We start from the raw sequence: 21,598 nt of genomic DNA, 5'->3' as shown, positions 1-21,598 counted from the left end.
CATCCGGTCGCGCCTTATCCTATATGTCCGCGATGACGATTTTTCCCCGTCCGGTGTCCCCCAAAAGCGCGCTTAGCGACCTGTGGGGGTATTTTCTTGAAAACAGGGCGCATAAATGGCCGCTGCTCGGCCTTTCGGCGGCGATGACCTGGCTCATCGTCTGGGCGTTCATCGTCGATGCGAACACCAACACCATGCCGACGCGCAACCAGATCATCTACGTCCAAAGCTGGGACGCCAAACGGTCCGACGCGGCCATCATTTTGCAGCAGAAGATCGACCTCGCCAAGCGCGAGGCGGCGCTCCAGCGGCAACAGAAAGAGATGCAGGGCGTCGCCGATGTGTTCGGCATCGATTGGCGCGCGGAGGAAGCACGCAACAGCGCGCGGCGAAAAGAAGCGCTGAAGCAGATTAATGGGCAGCTGGACGCCCGCCTTGCCAAGGCGGAGGCGATGGAAAAAAGCGCGCCGACCACGGGGCAGCCCTGAGCTTTCCCCATGAGCGTTGACGTCGCCGCCGACCGCCGCTTCATGCAGGCCGCCATCGCGCTGTCGGAACGCGGTCGGGGCCTTTCCACCCCCAATCCCAATGTCGGTTGCCTGATTGTCAGGGACGGCATCGTCGCCGGGCGCGGCTGGACGCAGAAGGGCGGGCGCCCTCATGCCGAAGCGCAGGCGCTGGATCAGGCGCTGGACCGGGCGCAGGGGGCAACCGCTTATGTGACGCTGGAACCCTGTTTCCACCTGTCGGCGCGGGGTCCGCGTTGCGCCGACCTGATGGCGCGCGCCGGAATATCGCGCGCCGTGATCGCCCTGCGCGATCCTGACCCCCGCACGGATGGTCAGGGCGCTGACCATCTGCGCGCCCACGGTGTCGAAGTGGAAATGGGCCTGATGGCGCAGGAGGCTGCGGCGGCCATGCGCGGCTTCGTGCTGCGCCAGACGCTGGGCCGCCCCGCCGTCACGCTGAAACTGGGACTGTCGCTCGACGGCTGCATCGCCCTCGCCGATGGCACCAGCCGCTGGATCACCGGGGATGCGGCGCGCGCCCATGCCCATATGGAACGCGCCCGGCACGATGCTATCCTGGTCGGGGGCGGCACGCTGCGGGCGGATGCGCCCCGGTTGAACGTGCGGATCGCGGGGCTGGAAGGCCGGTCGCCCCGCCGCCTGCTGCTCAGCCGCCTCGCCGCGCCCGCAGGGTGGGAACATATCGCCCGCCCGGAAGACATTGCCGCGCTTTCCGGTGTCGACCACCTGATGGTCGAAGGCGGCGCGGAAACGGCGGCGGCTTTCCTGCGCGCGGATCTGGTCGACCGGCTGCTGCTGTACCGCGCGCCTGTCCTGATCGGCGCGGGCCGGGCGGGCGTTGGCGACATTGGCCTTGCCGACCTTGCCGACGCCCATGGCCGCTGGCGGCTTGCCGATGAACGGCGGCTGGGCGAGGATCGGCTGGAGGTTTACGAAAGGACGCGCAGCGCCTAGAGCGCGGCTGGAACCAGCAGGATTGCAGACCCATGTTCACCGGCATCATCACCGACATAGGCGAAATTCGCGCCGTCGATCAGCGCGGCGACCTGCGCCTTGTCATCGGCTGCGCCTATGACATGGATGGCGTGGCAATCGGGGCGTCTATCGCTTGTTCGGGCGCATGCCTGACCGTGGTGGAAAAGGGCGCGGACTGGTTCGCGGTCGACCTGTCCGCTGAAACCGTGGCCCGCACCGCGCCGGGCCTGTGGGAACAGGGCGGGCGGCTCAACCTGGAACGGGCGCTCAAGGTGGGCGACGAACTGGGTGGGCATATCGTCACCGGCCATGTCGATGGCATCGGCGCATTGATATCCGCCACGCCAGAGGGCGATTCGACCCGGCTGGTCGTCGCTGCCCCGGCTGCGCTGGCTGCGGCGCTGGCGGCGAAAGGTTCGATCACGATCGACGGCATTTCCCTGACGGTCAACAGCGTTGACGATCAGGCCGATGGGTCGGTCCATTTCGGGCTGAACATCATTCCCCATACGGCGGCGGCGACCACGCTCGACAGCCTTGCCCCAGGGCGCGCGTTCAACCTGGAGATCGACGTGCTTGCCCGCTATCTCGACCGGATGCAGAGCCTTCGCCAGTCTTCTGTGTGATTGCCACTTGCCATAATCACACCACAGTGTGATAACCGGCGAGAAAGGCCGATCTGGTCCAGGAGTCCATAGCATGTCTTCCTCGCTCATTGACACTGTCCGCACGCTCGTCACCGACGGGCGCATGTCCCGTTCGGGCCTTGCCCGCGCCGCCGGACTCCATGCCAATTCACTGCGGCGGCTGGGTGAAAACGACTGGAACCCCACGGCTGAAACGCTGGGCAAGCTGGAAAGCTACCTGCTCCGCCGTGAAGGGGGCACCGCGCTGGCCTCTCCCGAAGAGATTATCGACGAAGCCCGGAACGGACGCATGTTCATCCTGGTCGATGACGAAGACCGTGAAAATGAAGGCGATCTTGTCATCCCGGCGCAGATGGCGACCCCAGACGCGATCAATTTCATGGCGACCCATGGCCGTGGCCTCATCTGCCTGGCCATGACCAAGGAACGGGTCGAGCATCTGGGCCTTGGCCTGATGAGCCGCAACAACGGCACCCGGCACGAAACCGCCTTCACCGTATCGGTCGAAGCGCGCGAAGGGGTGACGACGGGGATCAGCGCCGCCGACCGCGCCCGCACCATTTCCGTCGCGATCGACGGGTCGAAGGGGCCGCAGGACATTGTGACGCCCGGCCACGTCTTTCCGCTGGTTGCCAAGGATGGCGGCGTCCTGGTGCGGACCGGCCATACCGAAGCGGCGGTCGATGTCGCGCGGCTTGCCGGCCTCAATCCATCCGGCGTCATCTGCGAGGTGATGAAGGACGACGGCACCATGGCCCGGCTCGACGACCTCATCCCCTTCGCCCAGAAGCACAAGATGAAGATCGGCACGATCCGTGACCTCATCGCCTACCGCCGCCGCCACGATCATATGGTCGAACGACGCGCCGAAGCCAATTTCCACAGCAAATGGGGCGGCGACTGGAAGGCGATCAGCTTTTACAACCGCGCGACCCATAGTGAGCAGCTGGTGCTGCAAAAGGGCCATGTCCTGCCCGACGAACCCACGCTGGTGCGCATGCATCAGCTATCCCTGCTGGACGATGTCTATGGCGCGACCGGCTCTCGTTCGGACCTGCTCGCCAAGTCGATGGAAATCATCGCGCAGGAAGGGGCGGGCGTGATCGTGGTGCTGACCCCCAGCACGCCTAGCGATTTTGTCAGCCGCATCCTGCGGCAGCGCGCGGGCAGCGAAATGGACGAGCTGCGCGATTATGGCGTGGGCGCGCAGATCCTGGCGGAACTGGGCGTGCATGACATGGTGCTGCTCACCAATTCGCACCACAGCCTGATCGCGCTTGACGGTTATGACCTGGCCGTGATTGGGCATCGGCCTGTCGAACTGTAAGAAGTAGGAAGGATTGGGCCATGGCCAAGTTTCTGATCGTCGAAGCCCGTTTCTACGACCATCTCAACGACCTGCTGATCGAAGGCGCGACCGCAGCGCTGGACGACGCCGGGCATAAATATGAGGTGGTGACCGTTCCGGGCGCGCTGGAAATCCCCGGTGCCGTGGCGCTGGCGGCCGAAACCGGGCGCTATGACGGCTTTATCGCCATCGGTGTCGTGATCCGGGGCGAAACCTATCATTTCGAAGTGGTCTCCAACGAAAGCGCGCGCGGACTGATGGCGCTCAGCATGGATGGGATCGCGATCGGCAACGCCATATTGACGGTCGAAGATGAAGCGCAGGCGCTCACCCGCGCAAAGCGGACTGAGAAGGACAAGGGCGGCGAAGCAGCCAAGGCGGCTATCGCCATGCTCGCGCTGCGCGAACGTTTCGGCGCGATCTGACCCTCCCGCAAGGGAGTAAGGACAGCGTGCAAGGGAATTGAGAAGCGGGGCCGCCTGGACAGGGCGGCCCCGTTCTACGTCAGGCGGCCTGTTCCAGTGGCGGATAGTCGATATAGCCTTCGGCACCCTGTGTGTAGAAAGTGTCGACCCGCGCTTCATTCAATGGTGCCTCAGCCGCCAGCCGGGTGGGCAGGTCGGGATTGGCAAGGAACGGTCGACCAAAGCTGATCGCTTGGGCAAGGCCGCTGTCCAGGTCTGACTGCGCGCTCGCCGCGTCATAATCGCTGTTCAACACCAGCGGACCCGTAAAATATTCGCGGACGATCGGCGACTGGCGCGGCACGTCGGATGCGCCCCTCGTGCCGCCGGGTTTGAGCTCGCGCATCTCCAGAAAGGCGAGGCCAATGGGTTCGAGCGTCTGTGCCGCTGCGCGCGACAGGCTGGCCGGATCGCTGTCGTCGGTGCCTTGCGATGCGCCGTTGGGCGACAAGCGCACCGCCGTCCGGTCCGCGCCGATGGCGTCCGCCACGGCCTGGGTGATTTCCCGGAGCAGGCGAACGCGGTTTTCAACGCTCCCGCCATAAATGTCGTCACGCTGGTTGACGCCGTTGCGCAGGAATTCGTCGATCAGATAGCCGTTCGCGGCATGAATCTGCACGCCATCAAATCCCGCCGCCCGCGCGTTGCGCACAGCCATCACATAAGTGGCGATCAGCCCCGGAATCTCCTCCACCGCCAATGCGCGGGGTTGTTCATAGGGCAGGTTGCCTTGGTAGCTATGCGCATGTCCGGGTGCGGTGAGCGGGCTGGAGGAAACCGGCTGTTCCCCCGTCACGCTGGAATGCACCAGCCGCCCCATATGCCACAGCTGGGCAAAGATGCGCCCGCCAGCGTCATGCACCGCCTGGGTGACCGGCTTCCACGCCTCCACCTGTTCTGTTGACCAGATGCCGGGCGCATAGGGCCAGCCCAGCCCCTGCTGGGACACGCCCACGCCTTCGCTGATGATAAGGCCGGCCGACGCGCGCTGCCGGTAATAATCCGCCATGATCGGCGTTGGCACATGGTCGCGGGTGGCACGGGCGCGCGTCAGTGGAGCCATGAGGACGCGGTTGGGCGCTGGGATGGCCCCCAATTGAACGGGATCGAGCAAGCTGGCCATATATTCCCCTATCAAGGTTGCAATAAGCAACTGAAATCGGTTGCCGCTGCCAATTGGGGAGCGGCCCCCCGCCTTTCAAGCCCGCAATATTCTTTTCGACCGGGCGATGCCGTCACGGCAAGGTGAAGGCAGACCCAAATGCACTCGCCAATGTCGGGGCGTCCAGCGCCGCAAGATGCGGCAAACGGCCCAGGCATCTCACCTTGCCCAACAACGGGATGATGCGCTCATTCTCCGCATGCGGCTCACCAATAAAGGCGATTCCCGCAAGCGGCACCCCACGGCTTCGAAGCGCCTCTATGCTCAGCAGGCTGTGGTTGATCGTGCCGAGCTGCGTGGGCGCACAGAGGATGACGGGCACCCCCCAGTGCCGGAAAAGGTCCGCCATCAACAATGTTTCGCTGACCGGGACGAGCACGCCGCCCGCGCCCTCGATCACCAGCGGGCCATCGACCTTGGGCAAGGCCAGCCGGCCCATTTCAATCTCCACGCCGTCGATCCGCGCGGCGAGGTGAGGGGATGCCGGTGTCGTCAGCCGATAGGCTTCGGGCAGGATGCGCGACGCGGGAAGGCCGGACAATCGCGCCACCGTCTCCTTGTCGCCCTCCGGGTCGAGGCCCGCCTGGATAGGCTTCCAATAATAAGCGCCCAGCGCCCCGGCCAGACCGGCGGCGAACACCGTCTTGCCAATCCCTGTGCCGGTTCCGGTGACGATGAATATGCTCATGCCAATATCTTCCGCAGTTCGTCGCCCAACGCCAATACATCCGCCCGCCCGGCATTCAGCGTCAGCGATATGCGCAGGCGGCTGGTGCGCGGCGGCACCGTTGGCGGACGAATGCCGCGTATGTCGAACCCCGCGTCCTGCAAGGCGGATGCCGCCGCCATCGCGCGCTTGTCCTCCCCCAGGATGACGGGGATGATCTGGCTCCGCGGCTTGGGCAGGCCCAGCGGCGCGCAGATCGCTTCGGCAGCGTCGGTCTGCAATGTGGTAAGGCGGGCGCGCAGATCGTCGGCCTGCTCGATCCGGTCGATCGCCGCAGACACCGCTACGGCCATCAATGGCGACGGCGCGGTCGAGAAAATGAAGGCGCGCGCGCGATTGATCAGATAATCGATCAGGATGCGCGGCCCGCAGATCAGCGCGCCTTCCACCCCCATCGCCTTGCCGCATGTGTGGAGCGTCACGACATTGTGCAGCCCGTCGAGGCCTGACGAAAGCCCGCGCCCGCTGGGTCCGAACACGCCCGTGCCATGCGCTTCGTCCAGGATCAGCATGGCGTCCTGTTTGGCGGCGAGCGCGGCAAGGTCCGCCAGGGGAGCCATGTCGCCATCCATCGAATAGAGCGTCTCGACCGCGATCCATATCCGGCCCTTCCCCCCATCCGCGCGCCAACTGGCGATCAGGTCGGCGAAGCTCTGCACATCATTGTGGCGCGCGAACACAGCGTCCGCCTTTGACATGCGGATGCCGTCATGGACGCTGGCATGGATCAGTTCATCCGCGACGATCAGGTCGCCACGCTGGGGCAGGGTGGAAAACAGCGCCAGGTTCGCGGCAAAGCCATTGGCCATGAACAGCGCGGCCTGGGTGCGAAAGAAAGCGGCGGCCTTGGCCTCCAACCCTTCATGTTCGGGCGCATTGCCCCGCAGCAGCCGCGACCCGCCCGAACCCACGGGGACGCCACGCGCCACCGCGTCGGCGACCGCCTGACCGATGATCGGGTCGGACGCGAGTCCCAGATAGTCGTTGGAAGCAAAATCCCTGCCTGCCCGTGGGGCCAGCGCGCGCAGGCGGCCACGTTTTTCAAGCGATGCAAGCTGCGATCGGAAGGGTTCGCTGGTCATGCGCGGCCTATAGGCCCGCACGGTGGAGCGGGGCAAGCCGTTCGGCCTGCCACCGACCCGTCATTGGATGACCCCGCCCCGCTATGGGGCGGGGTCATGCCTTAGCCCCCGTGCGCCAGCGCGGCGAGCAGGAGCAGTGCGACGATGTTCGTGATCTTGATCATCGGATTGACCGCCGGACCGGCAGTGTCCTTGTAGGGATCGCCCACCGTATCGCCCGTCACGGCTGCCTTGTGCGCTTCCGATCCCTTGCCGCCATGGTTGCCGTCCTCGATATATTTCTTGGCATTATCCCATGCCCCGCCGCCCGATGTCATGGAAAGGGCGACGAACAGGCCCGAAACGATCACCCCCAGCAGGAGCGCGCCCAGCGCGGCAAAGCCGTTGGACGTTCCCGCCACCGCCGATATCGCGAAATAGACGATGATCGGCGCCAGCACCGGCAGCAGGCTGGGCACGATCATCTCCTTGATCGCGGCGCGTGTGACCAGATCCACGGTGCGGGCATAGTCGGGGCGCGATGTCCCTTCCATGATGCCGCTATTGGTGGCGAACTGGTCGCGCACATCCTTGACGACGTCGCCCGCCGCGCGGCCGACCGCCGTCAAACCCATTGCGCCGAACAGATAGGGCAGCAGCGCACCCAGCAACAGGCCGACGATGACATAGGGGTTGGACAGGCTGAAATCGACCGGCTCGGTCAGGCCAAGGGCCGAATTATAATATTTCAGATCCTCCGTATATGCGCCGAACAGCACCAGCGCCGCCAGACCCGCCGATCCGATGGCATAGCCCTTCGTCACCGCCTTGGTCGTGTTGCCCACCGCGTCCAGCGCGTCCGTTTTCCGGCGAACGCTGTCGTCGAGATGCGCCATCTCCGCGATCCCGCCTGCATTGTCGGTCACGGGGCCATAGGCGTCGAGCGCCACGACCATGCCCGCCAGCGCCAGCATGGCAGTCGCCGCAAAGGCGATGCCCATCAGGCCCGCCAGCTGATAGGAAATGATGATGCCCACCACGATCACCAGCGTCGGCAGCGCCGTGGCTTCCAGACTGACGGCCAGCCCCTGAATCACATTGGTGCCATGGCCGGTTTCCGAAGCGCGGGCGATGCTGCGCACCGGGCGGTAGTTGGTGCCGGTATAATATTCGGTGATCCATACGATCAGCCCGGTAATGGCAAGGCCGACCATCATCGACCAGAATAGCTGCATCCCGGTATAGCCGCCCATCCCGTCAAGGTCGGTGCCGAAACGCGCGTCGATGTCGCCCAGCGTAAATGCCGTCGCGACGTAAAGCGCCGGGATCGACAGGATGGCCGTGGTCCAGAATCCCTTGTAAAGAGCACCCATGATCGACTGGCTGGAACCCAGCCGCACCATATAGGTGCCGATGATCGAAGTGATGATGCACACGCCGCCCACGATCAGCGGCAGCGCCATCAGCCGTTGCAGAAATTCATTATCGACCCCGCTGACCAGCAGCGCCGTCAACACCATGGTCGCACCGACCGTCACCACATAGGTTTCGAACAGGTCAGCCGCCATCCCGGCGCAGTCACCCACATTGTCGCCCACATTGTCGGCGATGACGGCGGGGTTGCGGGGATCATCCTCCGGGATGCCCGCTTCTACCTTGCCGACCAGATCAGCGCCGACGTCCGCCGCCTTGGTAAAGATGCCGCCGCCCAGACGCGCGAAAATGGAAATCAGGCTGGCGCCAAAGGCCAGCGCGACCAGGCTGTCGATCACCAACCGGTCATCGGGCGCATGGCCCGCAGGCCCCGTCAGATACCAGAAGAACAGGCTGATCGCGAGCAGGGCCAGTCCTGCGACCAGCATGCCGGTAATCGCGCCCGCGCGGAATGCGACGGTCAGGCCGCTTTGCAGCGTCCCGCGTGCGGCTTCGGCGGTGCGCACATTGGCGCGCACTGAAATGTTCATGCCGATAAAGCCCGCCGCGCCCGACAGGATCGCGCCGATCAGGAAGCCGATGGCCGACGTCGTCCCCAAAAAGATGAAGACGATCACGGCAACCACCACCCCGACCACGCTGATGGTCATATATTGGCGGCTCAGATAGGCCTTCGCACCTTCCTGGATCGCCCCCGCGATCGCTTGCATGCTATCGTTGCCGGCAGAGGCTGCCAGCACCTGACGACTGGTGAATAGTCCGTAGAGCAGGGCCAGCAGGCCGCACCCTATGGCGATGTAGACAATCTGCATGGATAATCCTCTCCCCCTGTTATCCCTGTCATCGGCCGCTCCGCAGGGAATGACGGGCGGACGAATGGCACAAAGGCGGGCGGCCGGGATTCATGCATCCGGCATCGGGCACCGCGTCAATCAGCATCGCAGGGTCTCGCACATATGCGGTCCAACCGGCTGAGAATGGGATGGGCGCAAGCTACAGGGCCGACGCCGCGCGTCAAGCCGTTACGGAACTGATGTGAATCAACGCGTTGAGTGGCGGCTCACCCATGTTCCCAGCCCAGCCGCGCGGGCAGCGGCATGACGACGCCATCGATGCGGAGCGTCAGGCCTGACCCCGCCGCGAATGTTCCGACGCGCAAAGCCCGCACTGGCGGCGTGACCCCGGCGGGAAGCGCGAACAGCAACTCATAGTCGTCGCCAGCGCTGGCGGCGGCCATCTGAACGGCGGTGCTGGCCCCGCGCGCCGCCTCCAATGCAGGGGAAAGGGGGATATGGTCGATGATCAGGGCCAGGCCGCTGGCATCGGCCATGCGCGCCGCATCGATCAGCAGCCCGTCGGAAACGTCCATCATCGCATGGACCTGCGAAGCCAGCAGCGCCCCTTCGGCAAGGCGCGGGCGCGGACGGCGAAAGGCATCGACCAGCGGCCCCGTGGCAGTGGGGTTTGCGCGCACCAAGTCCAGGCCGACGCCAGCATCGCCCACGGGCCCCGTCAGGTAAAGCCGATCGCCCGCTTTCGCTCCGTCGCGGGCGGGTATGGCGGTTGCCGCTTCGCCGATGGCCGTCAGGCTGTAGCTGCGCGCGCTCCCATTGGGCATCTGCACCGTGTCGCCGCCGATCAGCGGCATGGCATGGCGGCTCAGCGCTTCTCCCAACCCCTGTAGAAAGGCTGCGTCCCATCCATCATCGCCGGACAGGGCATAGTTTAGCAGGCAGCCGACTGGCCTGCCCCCCTTGGCCGCCAGGTCGGACAGGTTCACCGCCGCCAGTTTCCAGCCGATGTCGGCGGGGGGATCGGTGGCCAGATAATGCACCCCCTCCACCATCGTGTCGCTGGTCAGGATCAGCCGACCGCCACCGATTTCCAGCACCGCCACATCGTCCTGCAATCCACGGGCGGCGGGGTCGTTCGCCAGCAGGCGAAGCAGGGTCAGGAAACGGGATTCAGCAGACATGGCAGACCCCATCCTCTTCAAGGCGCCGCGCTTCTGCCTTTGCAAAGGCAGGCCGCGTCAGGCAGCGATGCCCGCCTACTTCCGCACATCCTTTGCCACGGCATCCAACAGTCCATTGACGAAGCCCGCCTCGCGCTTGTCGTAAAAGGCGTGGGCGACATCGACATATTCGCTGATGACGGTGGGGGTGGGCACATCGGGGCGGGCGATCAGTTCATAGCTGCCTGCGCGCAGGATCTGCCGCATCGGCTTGTCCAGCCTTTCCAGGCTCCAGCCCTGCGACAGGCGCGCCTTTACCAGGCCGTCAATTTCTTCCCGCCGCTTGTCCACGCCGATGACGATGTCGTCGAAGAAACTTTCCTCCGCTTCGGCATAGGTCACGTCTTCGATCGTCGCGCCCAGCCTGTGCTGATGGAATTCATGGAGCAGGACGCGGATCGGCGTGCCTTCCATTTCCAGCTGATAGAGCGCCTGAACGGCGGCAAGGCGCGCGGCGGAGCGGGATTTGGAGCGTTCGTTCATCGGAATTCCATATAGCCGATCGGGCGGAGCCTGTCGAAGCCCAGCCCTTCATGAAGAAAGTGCAGCCCTTCGACAAGCGCAGGGCGAACGGATGTTATTTGAGCCGCAACGCCACCGACGCGGCGTGAGCGGGAAGCCCCTCTGCCTCCGCCAGCGCGACCGCAGCCGGGCCGATAGCGCCGATGCTGTTCTGATCCAGGCTCAGGAAGCTGGTCCGCTTCATGAAGTCGAGCACGGACAGGCCGGACGAAAAACGGGCGCGGCGGCCGGTAGGCAGGACATGGTTGGGCCCGGCAACATAGTCGCCCACCGCTTCGGGCGTCATCCGGCCCAGAAAGACCGAACCGGCGTGGCGCACCTGTGTGAACAGGGCTTCGGGATCATCGACCGCCAGCTCCAGATGCTCGGCTGCCAGGCGGTTGACCAGCGGCATGGCCTCTTCAAAGTCACGGACCAGGATGATCGCACCGTTGTTTGCCCAACTGGTGGCCGCGACGGCCTGCGTCGAAAGCAGTGGCAGCCGCTGCTCGACCGCTTTCGCGACGGCATCGGCGAACGCCGCGTCATCGGTGAACAGGATCGACTGGCTGGTCGGGTCATGCTCCGACTGGCTGAGCAGGTCGGCGGCGATCCAGGCGGGGTCATTTTTCGCGTCGGCGACCACCAGGATTTCGGACGGACCCGCGACCATGTCGATGCCAACCACGCCATAAAGCTGGCGTTTCGCCTCAGCCACCCAGGCGTTGCCGGGGCCGGTGATGACATCGACGGGCTTTATGGATTTCGTTCCATAGGCGAGCGCCGCCACGGCCTGCGCGCCGCCGACGCGCCAGATTTCCTCGATCCCGGCGATGCTGGCTGCGGCCAGGACCAGCGGGTTGATGTCGCCATTGGGCGTCGGCGTCACCATGGCGATGCGCGAAACACCGGCCACCTTGGCGGGGATGGCGTTCATCAGCAGCGAACTGGGATAGGCCGCGCGGCCACCGGGAACATAAAGCCCCGCCGCATCGACGGACCGCCAGCGCGCACCCAGCCGCACCCCGGTTGCGTCGATTTCGTCGCTGTCCTGCGGCTTCTGCTTTTCGTGATAGGCGGTTATCCGGGCCGCCGCGAGTTCCAGCGCGTCACGCAATTGGGTCGAAATGCTGTCGAGCGCGGCGCGGCATTCAGCCGGGCTTACCGTCCAGCCGCTGGCATTCAGGTCATGGCGGTCGAAACGGCTGGTATAGTCCGCCAGCGCTGCGTCTCCTTCGGCGCGGACGCGCTTCAGGATCGCCGTGACATCGCGCGACACATCCTCATCCGCTTCGCGCCGGGCATCGACCAAGGCGGTGAAGGCGGTTGCGAAATCGGCGTCGCGGCTGTCCAGCCTAAGCGGCATCCTTGCCCCCCACGGCCTTGCGGAATGCTTCCACCAGCGGCGTCAGGTCGGCGGATCGCATCTTGAAGGCGGCGCGGTTGACGATCAGCCGCGCGGACACCGGCATGATGACATGCGTTTCCACCAGCCCATTGGCCTTCAGCGTCGCGCCCGAAGACACAAGGTCGACGATGCGCCGCGACAGGCCGAGCGAAGGCGCCAGCTCCATCGCGCCGTTCAGCTTCACGCATTCCGCCTGAATGCCCCGCGCTTCATAATATCTGCGCGTGAGGTAGGGATATTTGGTGGCGACGCGGACATGGCTCATCGCCGCCTCATCCTCGTCCGAAACGCCTACCGGCTCCGCGATGGACAGGCGGCAGTGACCGATGTCGAGGTCGACCGGCGCGTAAAGTTCGGAATAATCAAACTCTTCCACCACATCCGATCCCACGATGCCGATCTGCGCCGCGCCATGGGCGACGAAGGTGGCGACGTCGAAAGCGCGCACCCGGATGATGGAAATGTCGGGCCGGTTCGTCGCGAAACGCAGCGCCCGGCTTTTCTTGTCGTGAAACTCCGCCTCCGGCTCGATACCGGCGCGCGCGAGCATCGGCAGCGCTTCATCCAGAATGCGGCCCTTGGGAATGGCGAAGGTGAGCGGACGAGTCATGACCGGCGGGCCTTACCGGCGCGGGCCGCAAAGGACAAGGATCATGCAACCAGCGCCATGGCCGCGTGCGTTTCAGCAATCCAGCCGCCACCCAGCACCCGCTCACCCGCATACAGCACGGCGGCCTGCCCCGGCGCGACGCCATATTCGGGCGCGTCGAAGATCAGCCGGTCGCCATCCAGCCGCGCAGGCACGGGCTTCGCCATTGAACGGACCTTGGCGGACAACGGCCCGGAAAATTCCCCGCCCAGCCAGTTGATGTCGTCCAGCCGCGCCGCCGCCACCGCCAGCGCCGCTTTCGGCCCGACGATGACCCGCCGTCCGTCCGCATCCAGCCGCACGACATAAAGCGGCTCGGCCTGGCCACCAATCTCCAGCCCCTTGCGCTGGCCCACCGTATAATGGATCAGCCCCTTGTGCGCGCCCAGCACGCGGCCATCGACATGGACGATGTCGCCGCTTTCGTCCGCATCGGGGCGCAGCTTGCGCACGATTTTCGCATAGTCGCCGTCAGGCACGAAGCAGATGTCCTGGCTGTCCGGCTTCAGCGCCACGGCAAGACCCAGCTCAGCGGCGATCTCGCGCACCTGCGGCTTGGGCAGTCCGCCCAGGGGAAAGCGCAGATAATCCAACTGCGCCTGGGTGGTGGCGAACAGGAAATAGCTCTGGTCGCGCGCCGGATCGGCGGCGCGGTGAAGCTCTGCGCCGTGCACCCCTTCGACGCGGCGGACATAATGGCCGGTTGCCAGGCAGTCCGCCCCCAGGTCGCGGGCAATCTGGAACAGGTCGGTGAACTTCACCCCCATATTGCATTTGACGCAGGGGATGGGTGTGCGGCCCGCCATATATTCATCGGCGAAATCGGCGATCACCGAATCGCGAAAGCGGCTTTCATAATCGAACACATAATGCGCGATGCCGATGCGATCTGCGACCGCGCGCGCGTCGCGGATGTCCTGGCCTGCGCAGCAGCTTCCCGTGCGCCCCACCGCCGCGCCATGATCATAAAGCTGAAGCGTAACGCCGATGGTTTCCGCCCCCGTGCGCGCGGCCAGCGCCGCGACGACGCTCGAATCGACGCCGCCTGACATGGCGACGACAATCCGCCGCTGCGAAAGCGGCTCTGGCAGTTGGAACTGGGGCTGCATGGACGCGCATATAGTCGCGCGCGCGCCAGCATTCCAGCCGGATTCCGCCTGTTCGCCAGTTCCGGCCGGAATGGCAGGTGGAGTTTACCGGACTTTATCCTTTCACGACTACACATAAGGCCATGGATTTGAGCTTCATCCGGGCAGGCGGGCTAAAACCCGCTTATGCCAGGCCGGTCGGCAGGCCGCACGCGCCCGTGTGGCCGATGCTGCGTGCCGCTTCGGCGGCGGCGCAGGCGGCTAGCCCGACTGCGCAGGCCGTCGCCGTCGTCCTGCGGGGGCAGGAAAAACCGGGGGACTGGATTCAGGAACTGGCCGAAATCTTCGCGCCGCGTTCCAGCGGCATGATCGATACCGCACGGTCAAGGGGCAGTTTCAACCCGTTGATCGCAGAGCATTTAAGAGTGGGACAAGGATGATGAAGGAGGCGTTTACCGTGGCGCTTTAGCCGATCTTCAGGGCTGACGCGCATACCGGTTGCCGCTGCTGAATTCGGCAACGCCAGTGCCGCTTTTTGAGGGTGAGAATGATAGAAAATCAAAAAATCCGACCTGCTCAGGTCGTCGGGCCGCTTGGAGAACCTCTGACGCTGGACAGCCTGCCGTCGGCGGATACGACCCGCTGGGTCGTGCGCCGCAAGGCTGAAGTCGTCGCTGCCGTGAATGGTGGCCTCCTGACCGTGGATGAAGCCTGCGCGCGCTATTCGCTGACGCTGGAAGAATTTGCCGGTTGGCAACGTGCGGTCGACCGTTCGGGCATGCATGGCCTGCGCGTGACCCGCATCCAATATTATAAGTCGCTTTACGAACGGCAGCAGAAATACTGATCACGCCCCCGCGCCGCTGAAGACGCACTGGAAGAGAAAAAGGCCGCCGGGCATGATCCGGCGGCCTTTTTCGTGCCGCGCACGCCCGGTTTTGCGGAATCGTTTCTCATCCAGAAATATTTCACGGAACGCTAAGCCGACTTCTCCGTTGAACAGGACAGCCACCCGCTGGGGGCGCTGGTCCAAGGAGAGTGTGAAATGGGTATCATTTTGTGGCTTGTTGTCGGCGGCATTATCGGCTGGCTCGCCAGCATGGTCATGCGCACGGACGCGCAGCAGGGCATCCTGCTGAACATCGTCGTCGGCATTGTCGGGGCGTTCATCGGCGGCCTGATTTTCAGCGGCGGTTCGATCAACGACGGCCTGACGCTCTACAGCTTCCTGGTTTCCCTGGTGGGTGCCATCGTGCTGCTTGCCATCGTCAATCTGGTGCGTCGCGGGTCGATGCGCTAACCGATTGAACCTCGCTGGCGGGTAAGAAGGGCTGCGTCCTTGCGACGCGGCCCTTTTTCACGCGCGCTTGCCATCAGGCCCGGCGCGCAAACCAGCGATATAGCGCCAGCACCGCTATCGACCCCAGAATGGCGGCGATGAAGCTGGCATTTTCATCGGGCGTATAAAATCCCAGAAAACGGCCCACATATCCGGCCAGCAGCGCCCCGGCTATGCCCAGCAACAGTGTCACGACACAGCCACCCGGATCGCGTCCGGGCATCACCAGTCTGGCGATCGCGCCCGCGAACAGACCGACGATGATCCATCCCAGCATTTCCATCGCTTCTCTCCACCCCTTGCGTCGTTCATTGCGCCACAAATACGTCCAATTGGCAAGGGAATGCGGCGCGCCTGCCCCCCAGTAACGAACTTGCCCGCCGCGTCGGCAGCATGATATTGGGGGTTGAGCAGGGTGATATATTTATATAATACAGCGCGGCCTCAGACAGCGCCGTCTGAAATTGGAATCAGGATGAATTACGAGACTCAGCTGGCCGGTGACATCCCGGCGCACGTCTTCGACGAAGATCAGCCGCGGTCCGGGCGTCGGCGCGGGCTGATCATCGGCGTCGCGGTCGCCATCCTGTTGATCGCAATCGCCGCCTGGATGGCCTTTCGGGGGACCGGGTCCGGCTCGGCGGCCCCTATGGAACAGGCTCCTGTCGTCACCGTGATCGTTCCGGGCAAGTCGATGGTTGACCAGACGACTAGCAGCACCGGATCGCTGGCCGCTCGGGTCGAAATGCCCGTGGGCGTGGTCGGCGAAGGTGGAGAGGTCAGGCGCGTTCTGGTCCAGCCGGGCGACTGGGTGCGCGCGGGACAGGCCCTGGCCGTGATCGAACGATCCGTCCAGAGCGAACAGATTCGCTCGCTCGCCGCTCAGGTAGAGGTGGCGCGTGCCGATGCGAAACTCGCCCAGGCCCAGCTCGATCGGGCAAAGGCTCTGGTCGCGCGCGGATTCATCAGTCAGGCGGATATTGATCAGCGCACTGCGACGCGTGACGCGGCCAATGCGCGCGTGAATGTCGCCGCCGCGCAACTGGCCGAACAGCGCGCCCGGACGGGCCGGCTGGACATTCGCGCCCCTGCCGCGGGCCTGGTGCTGACGCGAAATGTGGAACCGGGCCAGATCGTGGGATCGGGCAGCGGCGTCCTGTTCCGCATGGCCAAGGATGGTGAGATGGAGATGTTGGCGCAGGTCAGCGAAGGCGACCTTGCGACGCTGCGCGCCGGCAACAGCGCCACGATCACGCCGGTGGGTGGCACGGAACAGATTGCCGGGCGCGTCTGGCAGGTATCGCCGGTGGTCGATCCGCAAACCCGGCAGGGCATCGCCCGCATCGCCATTCCCTATAATCGCGCGATCCGGCCCGGAGGCTTTGCGTCCGCGACGATCGTCAGCGGCACCGCAACCGCTCCCATGCTGCCGGAATCCGCGGTCCAGACCGACGCGAAGGGGCATTATGTCTATGTCGTCAACGCCGACAATCAGGCGGTGCGGCGCGATGTTGAGGTGGGGCAGGTGTCTGGAAAGGGCGTTGCCGTCACGAACGGGCTGACCGGCGCTGAACATGTGGTGCTGTTGGCCGGTGCCTTCCTCGCGCCTGGCCAGAAGGTCAAGCCAGAGGTACGCAAGGCCAGCTAAGGCCAGTTGAGGTAAGCGTGCCTGTCCGGCGCGCATGGTGGAACAGGGCGAGGAATCCCTCATGAGTTTTCGCAATATGTCCGCCTGGGCCATTCGCAACCCGGTGTCGCCGCTTGTGCTGTTCGTCGCGCTGCTGCTGGCGGGGGTGGTCAGCTTCATGCGGTTGGACGTCAATCAACAGCCGGACGTCAGCTTCCCCGTCGCGCAAGTGATGGTGCTGCAACCCGGTGCCGCGCCATCCGAACTTGAAACGCAGGTGACGCAGCGCGTGGAAGCTGCCGTCCGCAGCATCAGCGGCGTCGATGAAATTACCTCGATCGTGTCGGAAGGGCAGTCCATATCGACTGTCCAGTTCCAGATCGGAACGGGGGTCGACCGCGCCGTCGCCGACGTCAAAAATGCCGTCGACCAGATTCGCAGCGACCTTCCCGAAGGAATATTGGAGCCGCAGGTCACCCGCCTCGACATTGACGGCATACCGATGGCCTATTTCAGCGCCGAAGCCACCGACATGACGTTGGAGGAACTGTCCTGGTATGTCGACAATACCGTGGCCAAGCGGCTGCTGGCGGTGCCCGGCATGGCTGCGGTCGCGCGCGGCGGCGGCGTCAGCCGGGAAATCCGCGTCATACTGGACCCGGCAAAGATGCAGGCGCGCGGCATCACCGCCAGCCAGGTCAATCAGCAGCTGCAGCAGGTGAACGTCAATTCTGCGGGGGGGCGCACCGAAATTGCCGGGGCCGAACAGGCGATCCGCGTGCTGGGCAATGCCGCAAGCGCCTATGCGCTGGGTCAGACGCAGATAGCCATTCCGGGTGGCCGCACGGTCAAGCTGGCTGATCTGGCCGACGTTCGCGACATGTATGCCGAACAGCGGTCGCTGGCGTTGATGAACGGGCGGCAGGTCACCAGCTTCAGCCTTGGAAAGGCGAAGGGCGCATCGGACGTAACCGTGTTCGAAGGGGCGAAGGTCGTCCTGGAAAAGCTGAGCAAGGAAAATCCCAAGGTCCGCTACAAGCAGCTTTTCAGCACCGTCGACTATACAAAGAACCAATATCATTCGGCGATGGCGGCCATGATCGAAGGTGCCATCCTGGCCGTCGTCGTGGTCTTCCTGTTCCTGCGCGATTGGCGAGCGACGATCATCGCCGCCCTTGCCATTCCCCTGTCGGCGATTCCCACTTTCTGGTTCATGGAAATGATGGGCTTCACCCTCAATATCACCTCGCTTCTGGCGCTCAGCCTGGTGGCGGGCGTGCTGGTCGACGACGCCATTGTGGAGATCGAGAATATCGTCCGCCACATGCGCATGGGCAAAACCGCCTATCAGGCCGCGATCGACGCCGCTGACGAAATCGGGCTGGCGGTGCTGGCGACGACGATGGCGATCGTCGCCGTCTTCCTGCCGGTCGGACTGATGCCTGGCGTGTCCGGCCAGTTCTTCATCCAATTCGGCATGACCATCGTCGTCGCGGTGCTGCTCAGCCTCGCCGTCGCGCGCCTCATCACGCCGATGGTCGCGGCCTATTTCCTGAAAGCGCACGGCCAGGAAAGCCATGGCGAAGGCTGGCTGATGGACGTCTATATGTCGGTCCTGCGCTGGTCACTGGACGAACGCCAGGCGATTGCGCACCGGGCGCGGGGTGGTCGGGCGCGACTGGGTGCCTGGCTGCGGGATCATCGCCTGTGGACATTGGGCATGGGCGGGGCCGCGTTCGTTGCGACCCTTTTTGCTTTTGGCACCTTGCCCATGGCCTTTCAGCCGTCGATCGACACCAATTTCAGCCAGGTAAAGATCGAAATGGTGCCGGGCAGCACGCTGGAACAGACGACCGGCGTCGCCCGCAAGATCGCCGATATGCTGTCGGCGGACACGAAAGTAGTCGATGCCGCCTTTGCTGACATTCAAACGACCGGTGCCGACATTTACCTGACCCTGAAAAAGGACCGACCGATGTCGTCGGTCGAATGGGAACGTAAAACCGCACCGAAATTTCACCAGGTTGCAGACGCGCGCGTCAATTTTCAGTCTCAGTCAGGCGGCGGCTTCGGTCGCGACGTCATCATCATGTTCGGCGGCGACGAACCTGAAGTGCTTGAGCAGACCGCAAACAAGCTGGTGGCCGAAATGGCCGGGGTAAAGGAAGTCCGTACGCCCCGCGTCCAGGGCGACATGAGCCGCCCGGAAATCCTCATCAAGCCCAGGTTCGACCTGGCCGCCAGCCTGGGCGTCACCACGGCGGCGCTCAGCCAGACCATCCGTGTCGCGACGATCGGGGACATCGATCAGAACAGCGCGAAATTCTCGCTGTCGGACCGCCAGATCCCGATCCGCGTCGCGATGGCAGAGGATAGCCGCCGTGACATCGCCACGATCGAGAATATGCCGGTGCCGACAGTGGACGGCGGATCGGTGCCGCTAAAGGTCGTCGCCGACATCGAATTCGGCGCGGGACCGACGCAGATCCGCCGCTACAATCAGGCGCGCCGCATCGTCGTGGGTGCCGATTTCGCACCCGGCATCGTCAGCAGCCAGGCGATGGCCCGGATCAACGCCCTGCCAACGATGAAGGCGGTGGATCAGGGCGCGATCCCCGGCATTCAGAAAATCACCACTGGCGAAACCAAGTGGCAGGCGGAACTGGTGAAGAATTTCATCGTCGCCGTCATTTCCGGCATCCTGCTGGTGCTGGCCGTCCTGACGCTGCTCTACAAACGGCTCATGCCGCCCTTCGTCAATCTGGGGTCGCTGCTGCTGGCACCGCTGGGCGGCGCGATTGCCCTCCATCTGACCGGCCACCCAATTTCCATGCCGGTGCTGATCGGGCTGCTGATGCTTCTGGGCATCGTCGCCAAAAATTCCATCCTCGTGATCGATTTTGCGCTGGAAGAAATTGAAAAGGGCGTCCCGCACTTCGATGCGATCGTCGATGCCGGGCACAAGCGGGCGCAGCCGATCGTCATGACCACCGTCGCCATGGTGGCCGGCATGGTGCCCACCGCCCTGTCGCTGGGCGGCGACAGCGCCTGGCGCTCCCCCATGGGCATCACGGTGATCGGCGGCTTGCTGCTGTCCACCCTGCTGACACTGGTGATCGTGCCTGCGACCTTCAGCCTGGCGCTGCAGTTTGAAGGATGGATGGGACCCCGCCTCAGCCGCCGCTTGCTGACCTACAAGGCAGGCGACGACAGCACCCATGCAGGCGGCACCCAACCCGCGGAATGACTGTGTGGAAAATCAGGTCTTCCCGCGAAAAGAAGCGCTTGCCTGAACGAAACGGCGGCGTAACCGTTTGTCGGCCATGAAGCTGCTTCCCGCATCCCTGCCACCCGTCGGCGGCCCGGCCCACCCGGCCCGGCGCATGCAACTGGTGGCAACGGGCATGCTACTGGCCATGGCGGCGCTATTCATCATCGCCCGGTCCACCGTTCACCTCCACCCCGCCATCCGCTTTGTCCAGGCGTTCGCCGAAGCCGCCATGGTCGGCGGCCTCGCCGACTGGTTCGCCGTCACCGCGTTGTTTCGCCATCCGCTGGGCCTGCCCATCCCGCATACGGCGATCATCCCACGCAACAAGGACCGGATCGGCGACACGCTGGCCCTGTTCCTGCGCGACAATTTCCTGACCCCCGCCGTCGTCGCCCGCCGGATGCAGCGGCTGGACGTCGCGGGCGCGGTCGGGCGATATCTGGCCAGCCCATCGGGCGGAGACGGCCGACTGCGCGAAGGCGCGTCCCGGCTCGCCGCCGACATGCTGGAAGCGCTGGACCAGGAGCGGCTCGGAGGCATGGTGAAGGGCGCGATTGCCCAGCGGCTGCGCGTCATGAATCTCGCTCCGCTGATCGGCCAGTCATTGGAAGCGGCGATGCGCGACGGCCGTCACGCGCCGGTCATGGACGGCATCATCCATTGGGCAGACCGGACGCTGGAAGCCAATGACCATCTGATCCGCCAGATGGTGCATGAACGGTCGGGCAAGATTTTGCGCTGGACCGGGCTGGACGAAAATGTCGCAAACGCGATCATTGACGGGTTGCGGCGGTTGCTGGCGGACATGGCCGATGACCCCGGCCACAGCCTGCGGCTGAAGGCGGAGGAGGGCATGGCCAAGCTGGCCGCCGACCTGCAACATGACGCCGCGATGCAGGCGCGAGTAGCCCGTATCCGTGATGAAATTGTCGACAACCCGGCGATGCAGCGCTGGATCGACGGACTATGGGAACAGGCGCGATCGGGCCTGCTGCGCGCTGTGCGCGACCCTGGCAAGGCTATGGCGGGGCGGTTGGGTGAGGCGTTGCGGCAGCTGGGCGGCACATTGCAGGATGATGCCCGGCTGCGGCTGCTGGTCAACCGCTTCGTGCGCCGGGGCGCTGTGGGCGCGACCGCCGCCTATGGCGATTCGATCGTCACGCTGGTCAGCGAAACCGTGCGCGGGTGGGACGCAGGAACGATCACCAGCCGCCTGGAAAGCGCGGTGGGCCGCGACCTGCAATATATCCGTATCAACGGGACGCTGGTGGGCGGCCTTGTCGGGCTGGCCATCCATACGGCTGACACCCTGTTTTAGAGCGAATGACCGCAATATGGCGGGTCGGCGTTCGA

21 protein-coding genes are annotated in these 21,598 nt (G+C 64.6%); 11 read left to right on the top strand and 10 right to left on the bottom strand.

Annotated features, from left to right (window positions below):
• Positions 1-32: 32 nt before the first annotated feature.
• The 5 genes from FHS54_RS12970 (at position 33) to ribH (ending at position 3,925) form a co-directional block, all read left to right on the top strand.
• Positions 33-488 carry a hypothetical protein gene (locus FHS54_RS12970; protein ID WP_243855746.1) on the top strand — a complete coding sequence of 152 codons (456 nt, stop codon included), beginning with the start codon at positions 33-35 and terminating at the stop codon, positions 486-488.
• 42 nt (positions 489-530) lie between these two features.
• Complete coding sequence (ribD, locus tag FHS54_RS12965; protein WP_167304484.1) at positions 531-1,484, top strand: bifunctional diaminohydroxyphosphoribosylaminopyrimidine deaminase/5-amino-6-(5-phosphoribosylamino)uracil reductase RibD; 954 nt, start codon at positions 531-533, stop codon at positions 1,482-1,484.
• 32 nt (positions 1,485-1,516) lie between these two features.
• Positions 1,517-2,131, top strand: a complete 615-nt coding sequence (locus FHS54_RS12960) for a riboflavin synthase (RefSeq protein ID WP_167304202.1) — start codon at positions 1,517-1,519, stop codon at positions 2,129-2,131.
• A gap of 73 nt (positions 2,132-2,204) precedes the next feature.
• Positions 2,205-3,479 carry a 3,4-dihydroxy-2-butanone-4-phosphate synthase gene (gene ribB / locus FHS54_RS12955; protein WP_167304201.1) on the top strand — a complete coding sequence of 425 codons (1,275 nt, stop codon included), beginning with the start codon at positions 2,205-2,207 and terminating at the stop codon, positions 3,477-3,479.
• A 20-nt stretch (positions 3,480-3,499) separates the two neighbouring features.
• Positions 3,500-3,925: a 6,7-dimethyl-8-ribityllumazine synthase gene (gene ribH, locus FHS54_RS12950; RefSeq protein ID WP_167304200.1), complete on the top strand. Its 426-nt coding sequence runs from the start codon at positions 3,500-3,502 to the stop codon at positions 3,923-3,925.
• A 79-nt stretch (positions 3,926-4,004) separates the two neighbouring features.
• Here ribH and FHS54_RS12945 read toward each other — a convergent pair whose 3' ends face one another.
• From FHS54_RS12945 to mnmA, 9 genes are all read right to left on the bottom strand, one after another.
• Positions 4,005-5,087 carry an alkene reductase gene (locus tag FHS54_RS12945; protein ID WP_167304199.1) on the bottom strand — a complete coding sequence of 361 codons (1,083 nt, stop codon included), beginning with the start codon at positions 5,085-5,087 and terminating at the stop codon, positions 4,005-4,007.
• 112 nt (positions 5,088-5,199) lie between these two features.
• Complete coding sequence (bioD, locus tag FHS54_RS12940) at positions 5,200-5,814, bottom strand: dethiobiotin synthase (RefSeq protein WP_167304198.1); 615 nt, start codon at positions 5,812-5,814, stop codon at positions 5,200-5,202.
• Positions 5,811-6,935: an 8-amino-7-oxononanoate synthase gene (locus FHS54_RS12935; protein ID WP_167304197.1), complete on the bottom strand. Its 1,125-nt coding sequence runs from the start codon at positions 6,933-6,935 to the stop codon at positions 5,811-5,813. Before FHS54_RS12935 ends, bioD begins: the two co-directional genes overlap by 4 nt.
• A gap of 101 nt (positions 6,936-7,036) precedes the next feature.
• The gene (locus FHS54_RS12930) at positions 7,037-9,160 is read right to left on the bottom strand and encodes a sodium-translocating pyrophosphatase (RefSeq protein WP_167304196.1); all 2,124 of its coding nucleotides are present in this window, start codon (positions 9,158-9,160) and stop codon (positions 7,037-7,039) included.
• A 248-nt stretch (positions 9,161-9,408) separates the two neighbouring features.
• Positions 9,409-10,323, bottom strand: coding sequence for a thiamine-phosphate kinase (gene thiL / locus FHS54_RS12925; RefSeq protein WP_167304195.1), 915 nt, complete (start codon positions 10,321-10,323; stop codon positions 9,409-9,411).
• Between the two features lie 75 nt (positions 10,324-10,398).
• Entirely contained in the window at positions 10,399-10,845 is a 447-nt protein-coding gene (nusB, locus tag FHS54_RS12920; RefSeq protein WP_167304194.1) for a transcription antitermination factor NusB, read from the bottom strand.
• 94 nt (positions 10,846-10,939) lie between these two features.
• Complete coding sequence (gene hisD, locus FHS54_RS12915; RefSeq protein WP_167304193.1) at positions 10,940-12,229, bottom strand: histidinol dehydrogenase; 1,290 nt, start codon at positions 12,227-12,229, stop codon at positions 10,940-10,942.
• The gene (gene hisG / locus FHS54_RS12910) at positions 12,219-12,881 is read right to left on the bottom strand and encodes an ATP phosphoribosyltransferase (protein WP_167304192.1); all 663 of its coding nucleotides are present in this window, start codon (positions 12,879-12,881) and stop codon (positions 12,219-12,221) included. Before hisG ends, hisD begins: the two co-directional genes overlap by 11 nt.
• Positions 12,882-12,922: 41 nt before the next feature.
• Positions 12,923-14,029, bottom strand: a complete 1,107-nt coding sequence (gene mnmA, locus FHS54_RS12905; protein ID WP_167304191.1) for a tRNA 2-thiouridine(34) synthase MnmA — start codon at positions 14,027-14,029, stop codon at positions 12,923-12,925.
• 122 nt (positions 14,030-14,151) lie between these two features.
• On the opposite strand from mnmA, the gene FHS54_RS12900 reads away from it, so the two are divergent.
• The 3 genes from FHS54_RS12900 to FHS54_RS12890 all read left to right on the top strand — a co-directional run bounded on the left by FHS54_RS12900 (position 14,152) and on the right by FHS54_RS12890 (position 15,308).
• On the top strand, positions 14,152-14,448 hold the full coding sequence (locus FHS54_RS12900) for a hypothetical protein (RefSeq protein WP_167304190.1): 297 nt from the start codon (positions 14,152-14,154) through the stop codon (positions 14,446-14,448).
• A gap of 107 nt (positions 14,449-14,555) precedes the next feature.
• Positions 14,556-14,855, top strand: a complete 300-nt coding sequence (gene sciP, locus FHS54_RS12895) for a CtrA inhibitor SciP (protein ID WP_167304189.1) — start codon at positions 14,556-14,558, stop codon at positions 14,853-14,855.
• 198 nt (positions 14,856-15,053) lie between these two features.
• The gene (locus tag FHS54_RS12890; protein WP_167304188.1) at positions 15,054-15,308 is read left to right on the top strand and encodes a GlsB/YeaQ/YmgE family stress response membrane protein; all 255 of its coding nucleotides are present in this window, start codon (positions 15,054-15,056) and stop codon (positions 15,306-15,308) included.
• A gap of 73 nt (positions 15,309-15,381) precedes the next feature.
• Here FHS54_RS12890 and FHS54_RS12885 read toward each other — a convergent pair whose 3' ends face one another.
• Positions 15,382-15,630 carry a GlsB/YeaQ/YmgE family stress response membrane protein gene (locus FHS54_RS12885; RefSeq protein WP_167304187.1) on the bottom strand — a complete coding sequence of 83 codons (249 nt, stop codon included), beginning with the start codon at positions 15,628-15,630 and terminating at the stop codon, positions 15,382-15,384.
• A gap of 192 nt (positions 15,631-15,822) precedes the next feature.
• Here FHS54_RS12885 and FHS54_RS12880 point away from each other — a divergent pair, with 192 nt between their 5' ends.
• From FHS54_RS12880 to FHS54_RS12870, 3 genes are all read left to right on the top strand, one after another.
• Positions 15,823-16,995, top strand: a complete 1,173-nt coding sequence (locus tag FHS54_RS12880; protein ID WP_167304186.1) for an efflux RND transporter periplasmic adaptor subunit — start codon at positions 15,823-15,825, stop codon at positions 16,993-16,995.
• A gap of 61 nt (positions 16,996-17,056) precedes the next feature.
• On the top strand, positions 17,057-20,221 hold the full coding sequence (locus FHS54_RS12875; protein ID WP_167304185.1) for an efflux RND transporter permease subunit: 3,165 nt from the start codon (positions 17,057-17,059) through the stop codon (positions 20,219-20,221).
• 76 nt (positions 20,222-20,297) lie between these two features.
• The gene (locus FHS54_RS12870) at positions 20,298-21,563 is read left to right on the top strand and encodes a DUF445 domain-containing protein (RefSeq protein ID WP_167304184.1); all 1,266 of its coding nucleotides are present in this window, start codon (positions 20,298-20,300) and stop codon (positions 21,561-21,563) included.
• Positions 21,564-21,598: the final 35 nt, after the last annotated feature.

Origin of the sequence: Sphingobium vermicomposti (assembly GCF_011762025.1) — a bacterium.
Taxonomy (GTDB): domain Bacteria; phylum Pseudomonadota; class Alphaproteobacteria; order Sphingomonadales; family Sphingomonadaceae; genus Sphingobium; species Sphingobium vermicomposti.
This window is presented reverse-complemented; position numbering and strand designations above follow the sequence as displayed.

What these genes read in the sequence shown, in the direction of transcription:
- FHS54_RS12945 (WP_167304199.1), bottom strand. Translation starts at nt 5,087, where the DNA reads ATGGCCAGCTTGCTCGATCCCGTTCAATTGGGGGCCATCCCAGCGCCC.
- ribD (WP_167304484.1), top strand. Translation starts at nt 531, where the DNA reads ATGCAGGCCGCCATCGCGCTGTCGGAACGCGGTCGGGGCCTTTCCACC.
- FHS54_RS12875 (WP_167304185.1), top strand. Translation starts at nt 17,057, where the DNA reads ATGAGTTTTCGCAATATGTCCGCCTGGGCCATTCGCAACCCGGTGTCG.
- ribH (WP_167304200.1), top strand. Translation starts at nt 3,500, where the DNA reads ATGGCCAAGTTTCTGATCGTCGAAGCCCGTTTCTACGACCATCTCAAC.
- FHS54_RS12890 (WP_167304188.1), top strand. Translation starts at nt 15,054, where the DNA reads ATGGGTATCATTTTGTGGCTTGTTGTCGGCGGCATTATCGGCTGGCTC.
- FHS54_RS12900 (WP_167304190.1), top strand. Translation starts at nt 14,152, where the DNA reads ATGGATTTGAGCTTCATCCGGGCAGGCGGGCTAAAACCCGCTTATGCC.
- sciP (WP_167304189.1), top strand. Translation starts at nt 14,556, where the DNA reads ATGATAGAAAATCAAAAAATCCGACCTGCTCAGGTCGTCGGGCCGCTT.
- hisD (WP_167304193.1), bottom strand. Translation starts at nt 12,229, where the DNA reads ATGCCGCTTAGGCTGGACAGCCGCGACGCCGATTTCGCAACCGCCTTC.
- FHS54_RS12885 (WP_167304187.1), bottom strand. Translation starts at nt 15,630, where the DNA reads ATGGAAATGCTGGGATGGATCATCGTCGGTCTGTTCGCGGGCGCGATC.
- FHS54_RS12935 (WP_167304197.1), bottom strand. Translation starts at nt 6,935, where the DNA reads ATGACCAGCGAACCCTTCCGATCGCAGCTTGCATCGCTTGAAAAACGT.
- nusB (WP_167304194.1), bottom strand. Translation starts at nt 10,845, where the DNA reads ATGAACGAACGCTCCAAATCCCGCTCCGCCGCGCGCCTTGCCGCCGTT.
- thiL (WP_167304195.1), bottom strand. Translation starts at nt 10,323, where the DNA reads ATGTCTGCTGAATCCCGTTTCCTGACCCTGCTTCGCCTGCTGGCGAAC.
- ribB (WP_167304201.1), top strand. Translation starts at nt 2,205, where the DNA reads ATGTCTTCCTCGCTCATTGACACTGTCCGCACGCTCGTCACCGACGGG.
- FHS54_RS12870 (WP_167304184.1), top strand. Translation starts at nt 20,298, where the DNA reads ATGAAGCTGCTTCCCGCATCCCTGCCACCCGTCGGCGGCCCGGCCCAC.
- bioD (WP_167304198.1), bottom strand. Translation starts at nt 5,814, where the DNA reads ATGAGCATATTCATCGTCACCGGAACCGGCACAGGGATTGGCAAGACG.
- hisG (WP_167304192.1), bottom strand. Translation starts at nt 12,881, where the DNA reads ATGACTCGTCCGCTCACCTTCGCCATTCCCAAGGGCCGCATTCTGGAT.
- mnmA (WP_167304191.1), bottom strand. Translation starts at nt 14,029, where the DNA reads ATGCAGCCCCAGTTCCAACTGCCAGAGCCGCTTTCGCAGCGGCGGATT.
- FHS54_RS12880 (WP_167304186.1), top strand. Translation starts at nt 15,823, where the DNA reads ATGAATTACGAGACTCAGCTGGCCGGTGACATCCCGGCGCACGTCTTC.
- FHS54_RS12970 (WP_243855746.1), top strand. Translation starts at nt 33, where the DNA reads ATGACGATTTTTCCCCGTCCGGTGTCCCCCAAAAGCGCGCTTAGCGAC.
- FHS54_RS12930 (WP_167304196.1), bottom strand. Translation starts at nt 9,160, where the DNA reads ATGCAGATTGTCTACATCGCCATAGGGTGCGGCCTGCTGGCCCTGCTC.
- FHS54_RS12960 (WP_167304202.1), top strand. Translation starts at nt 1,517, where the DNA reads ATGTTCACCGGCATCATCACCGACATAGGCGAAATTCGCGCCGTCGAT.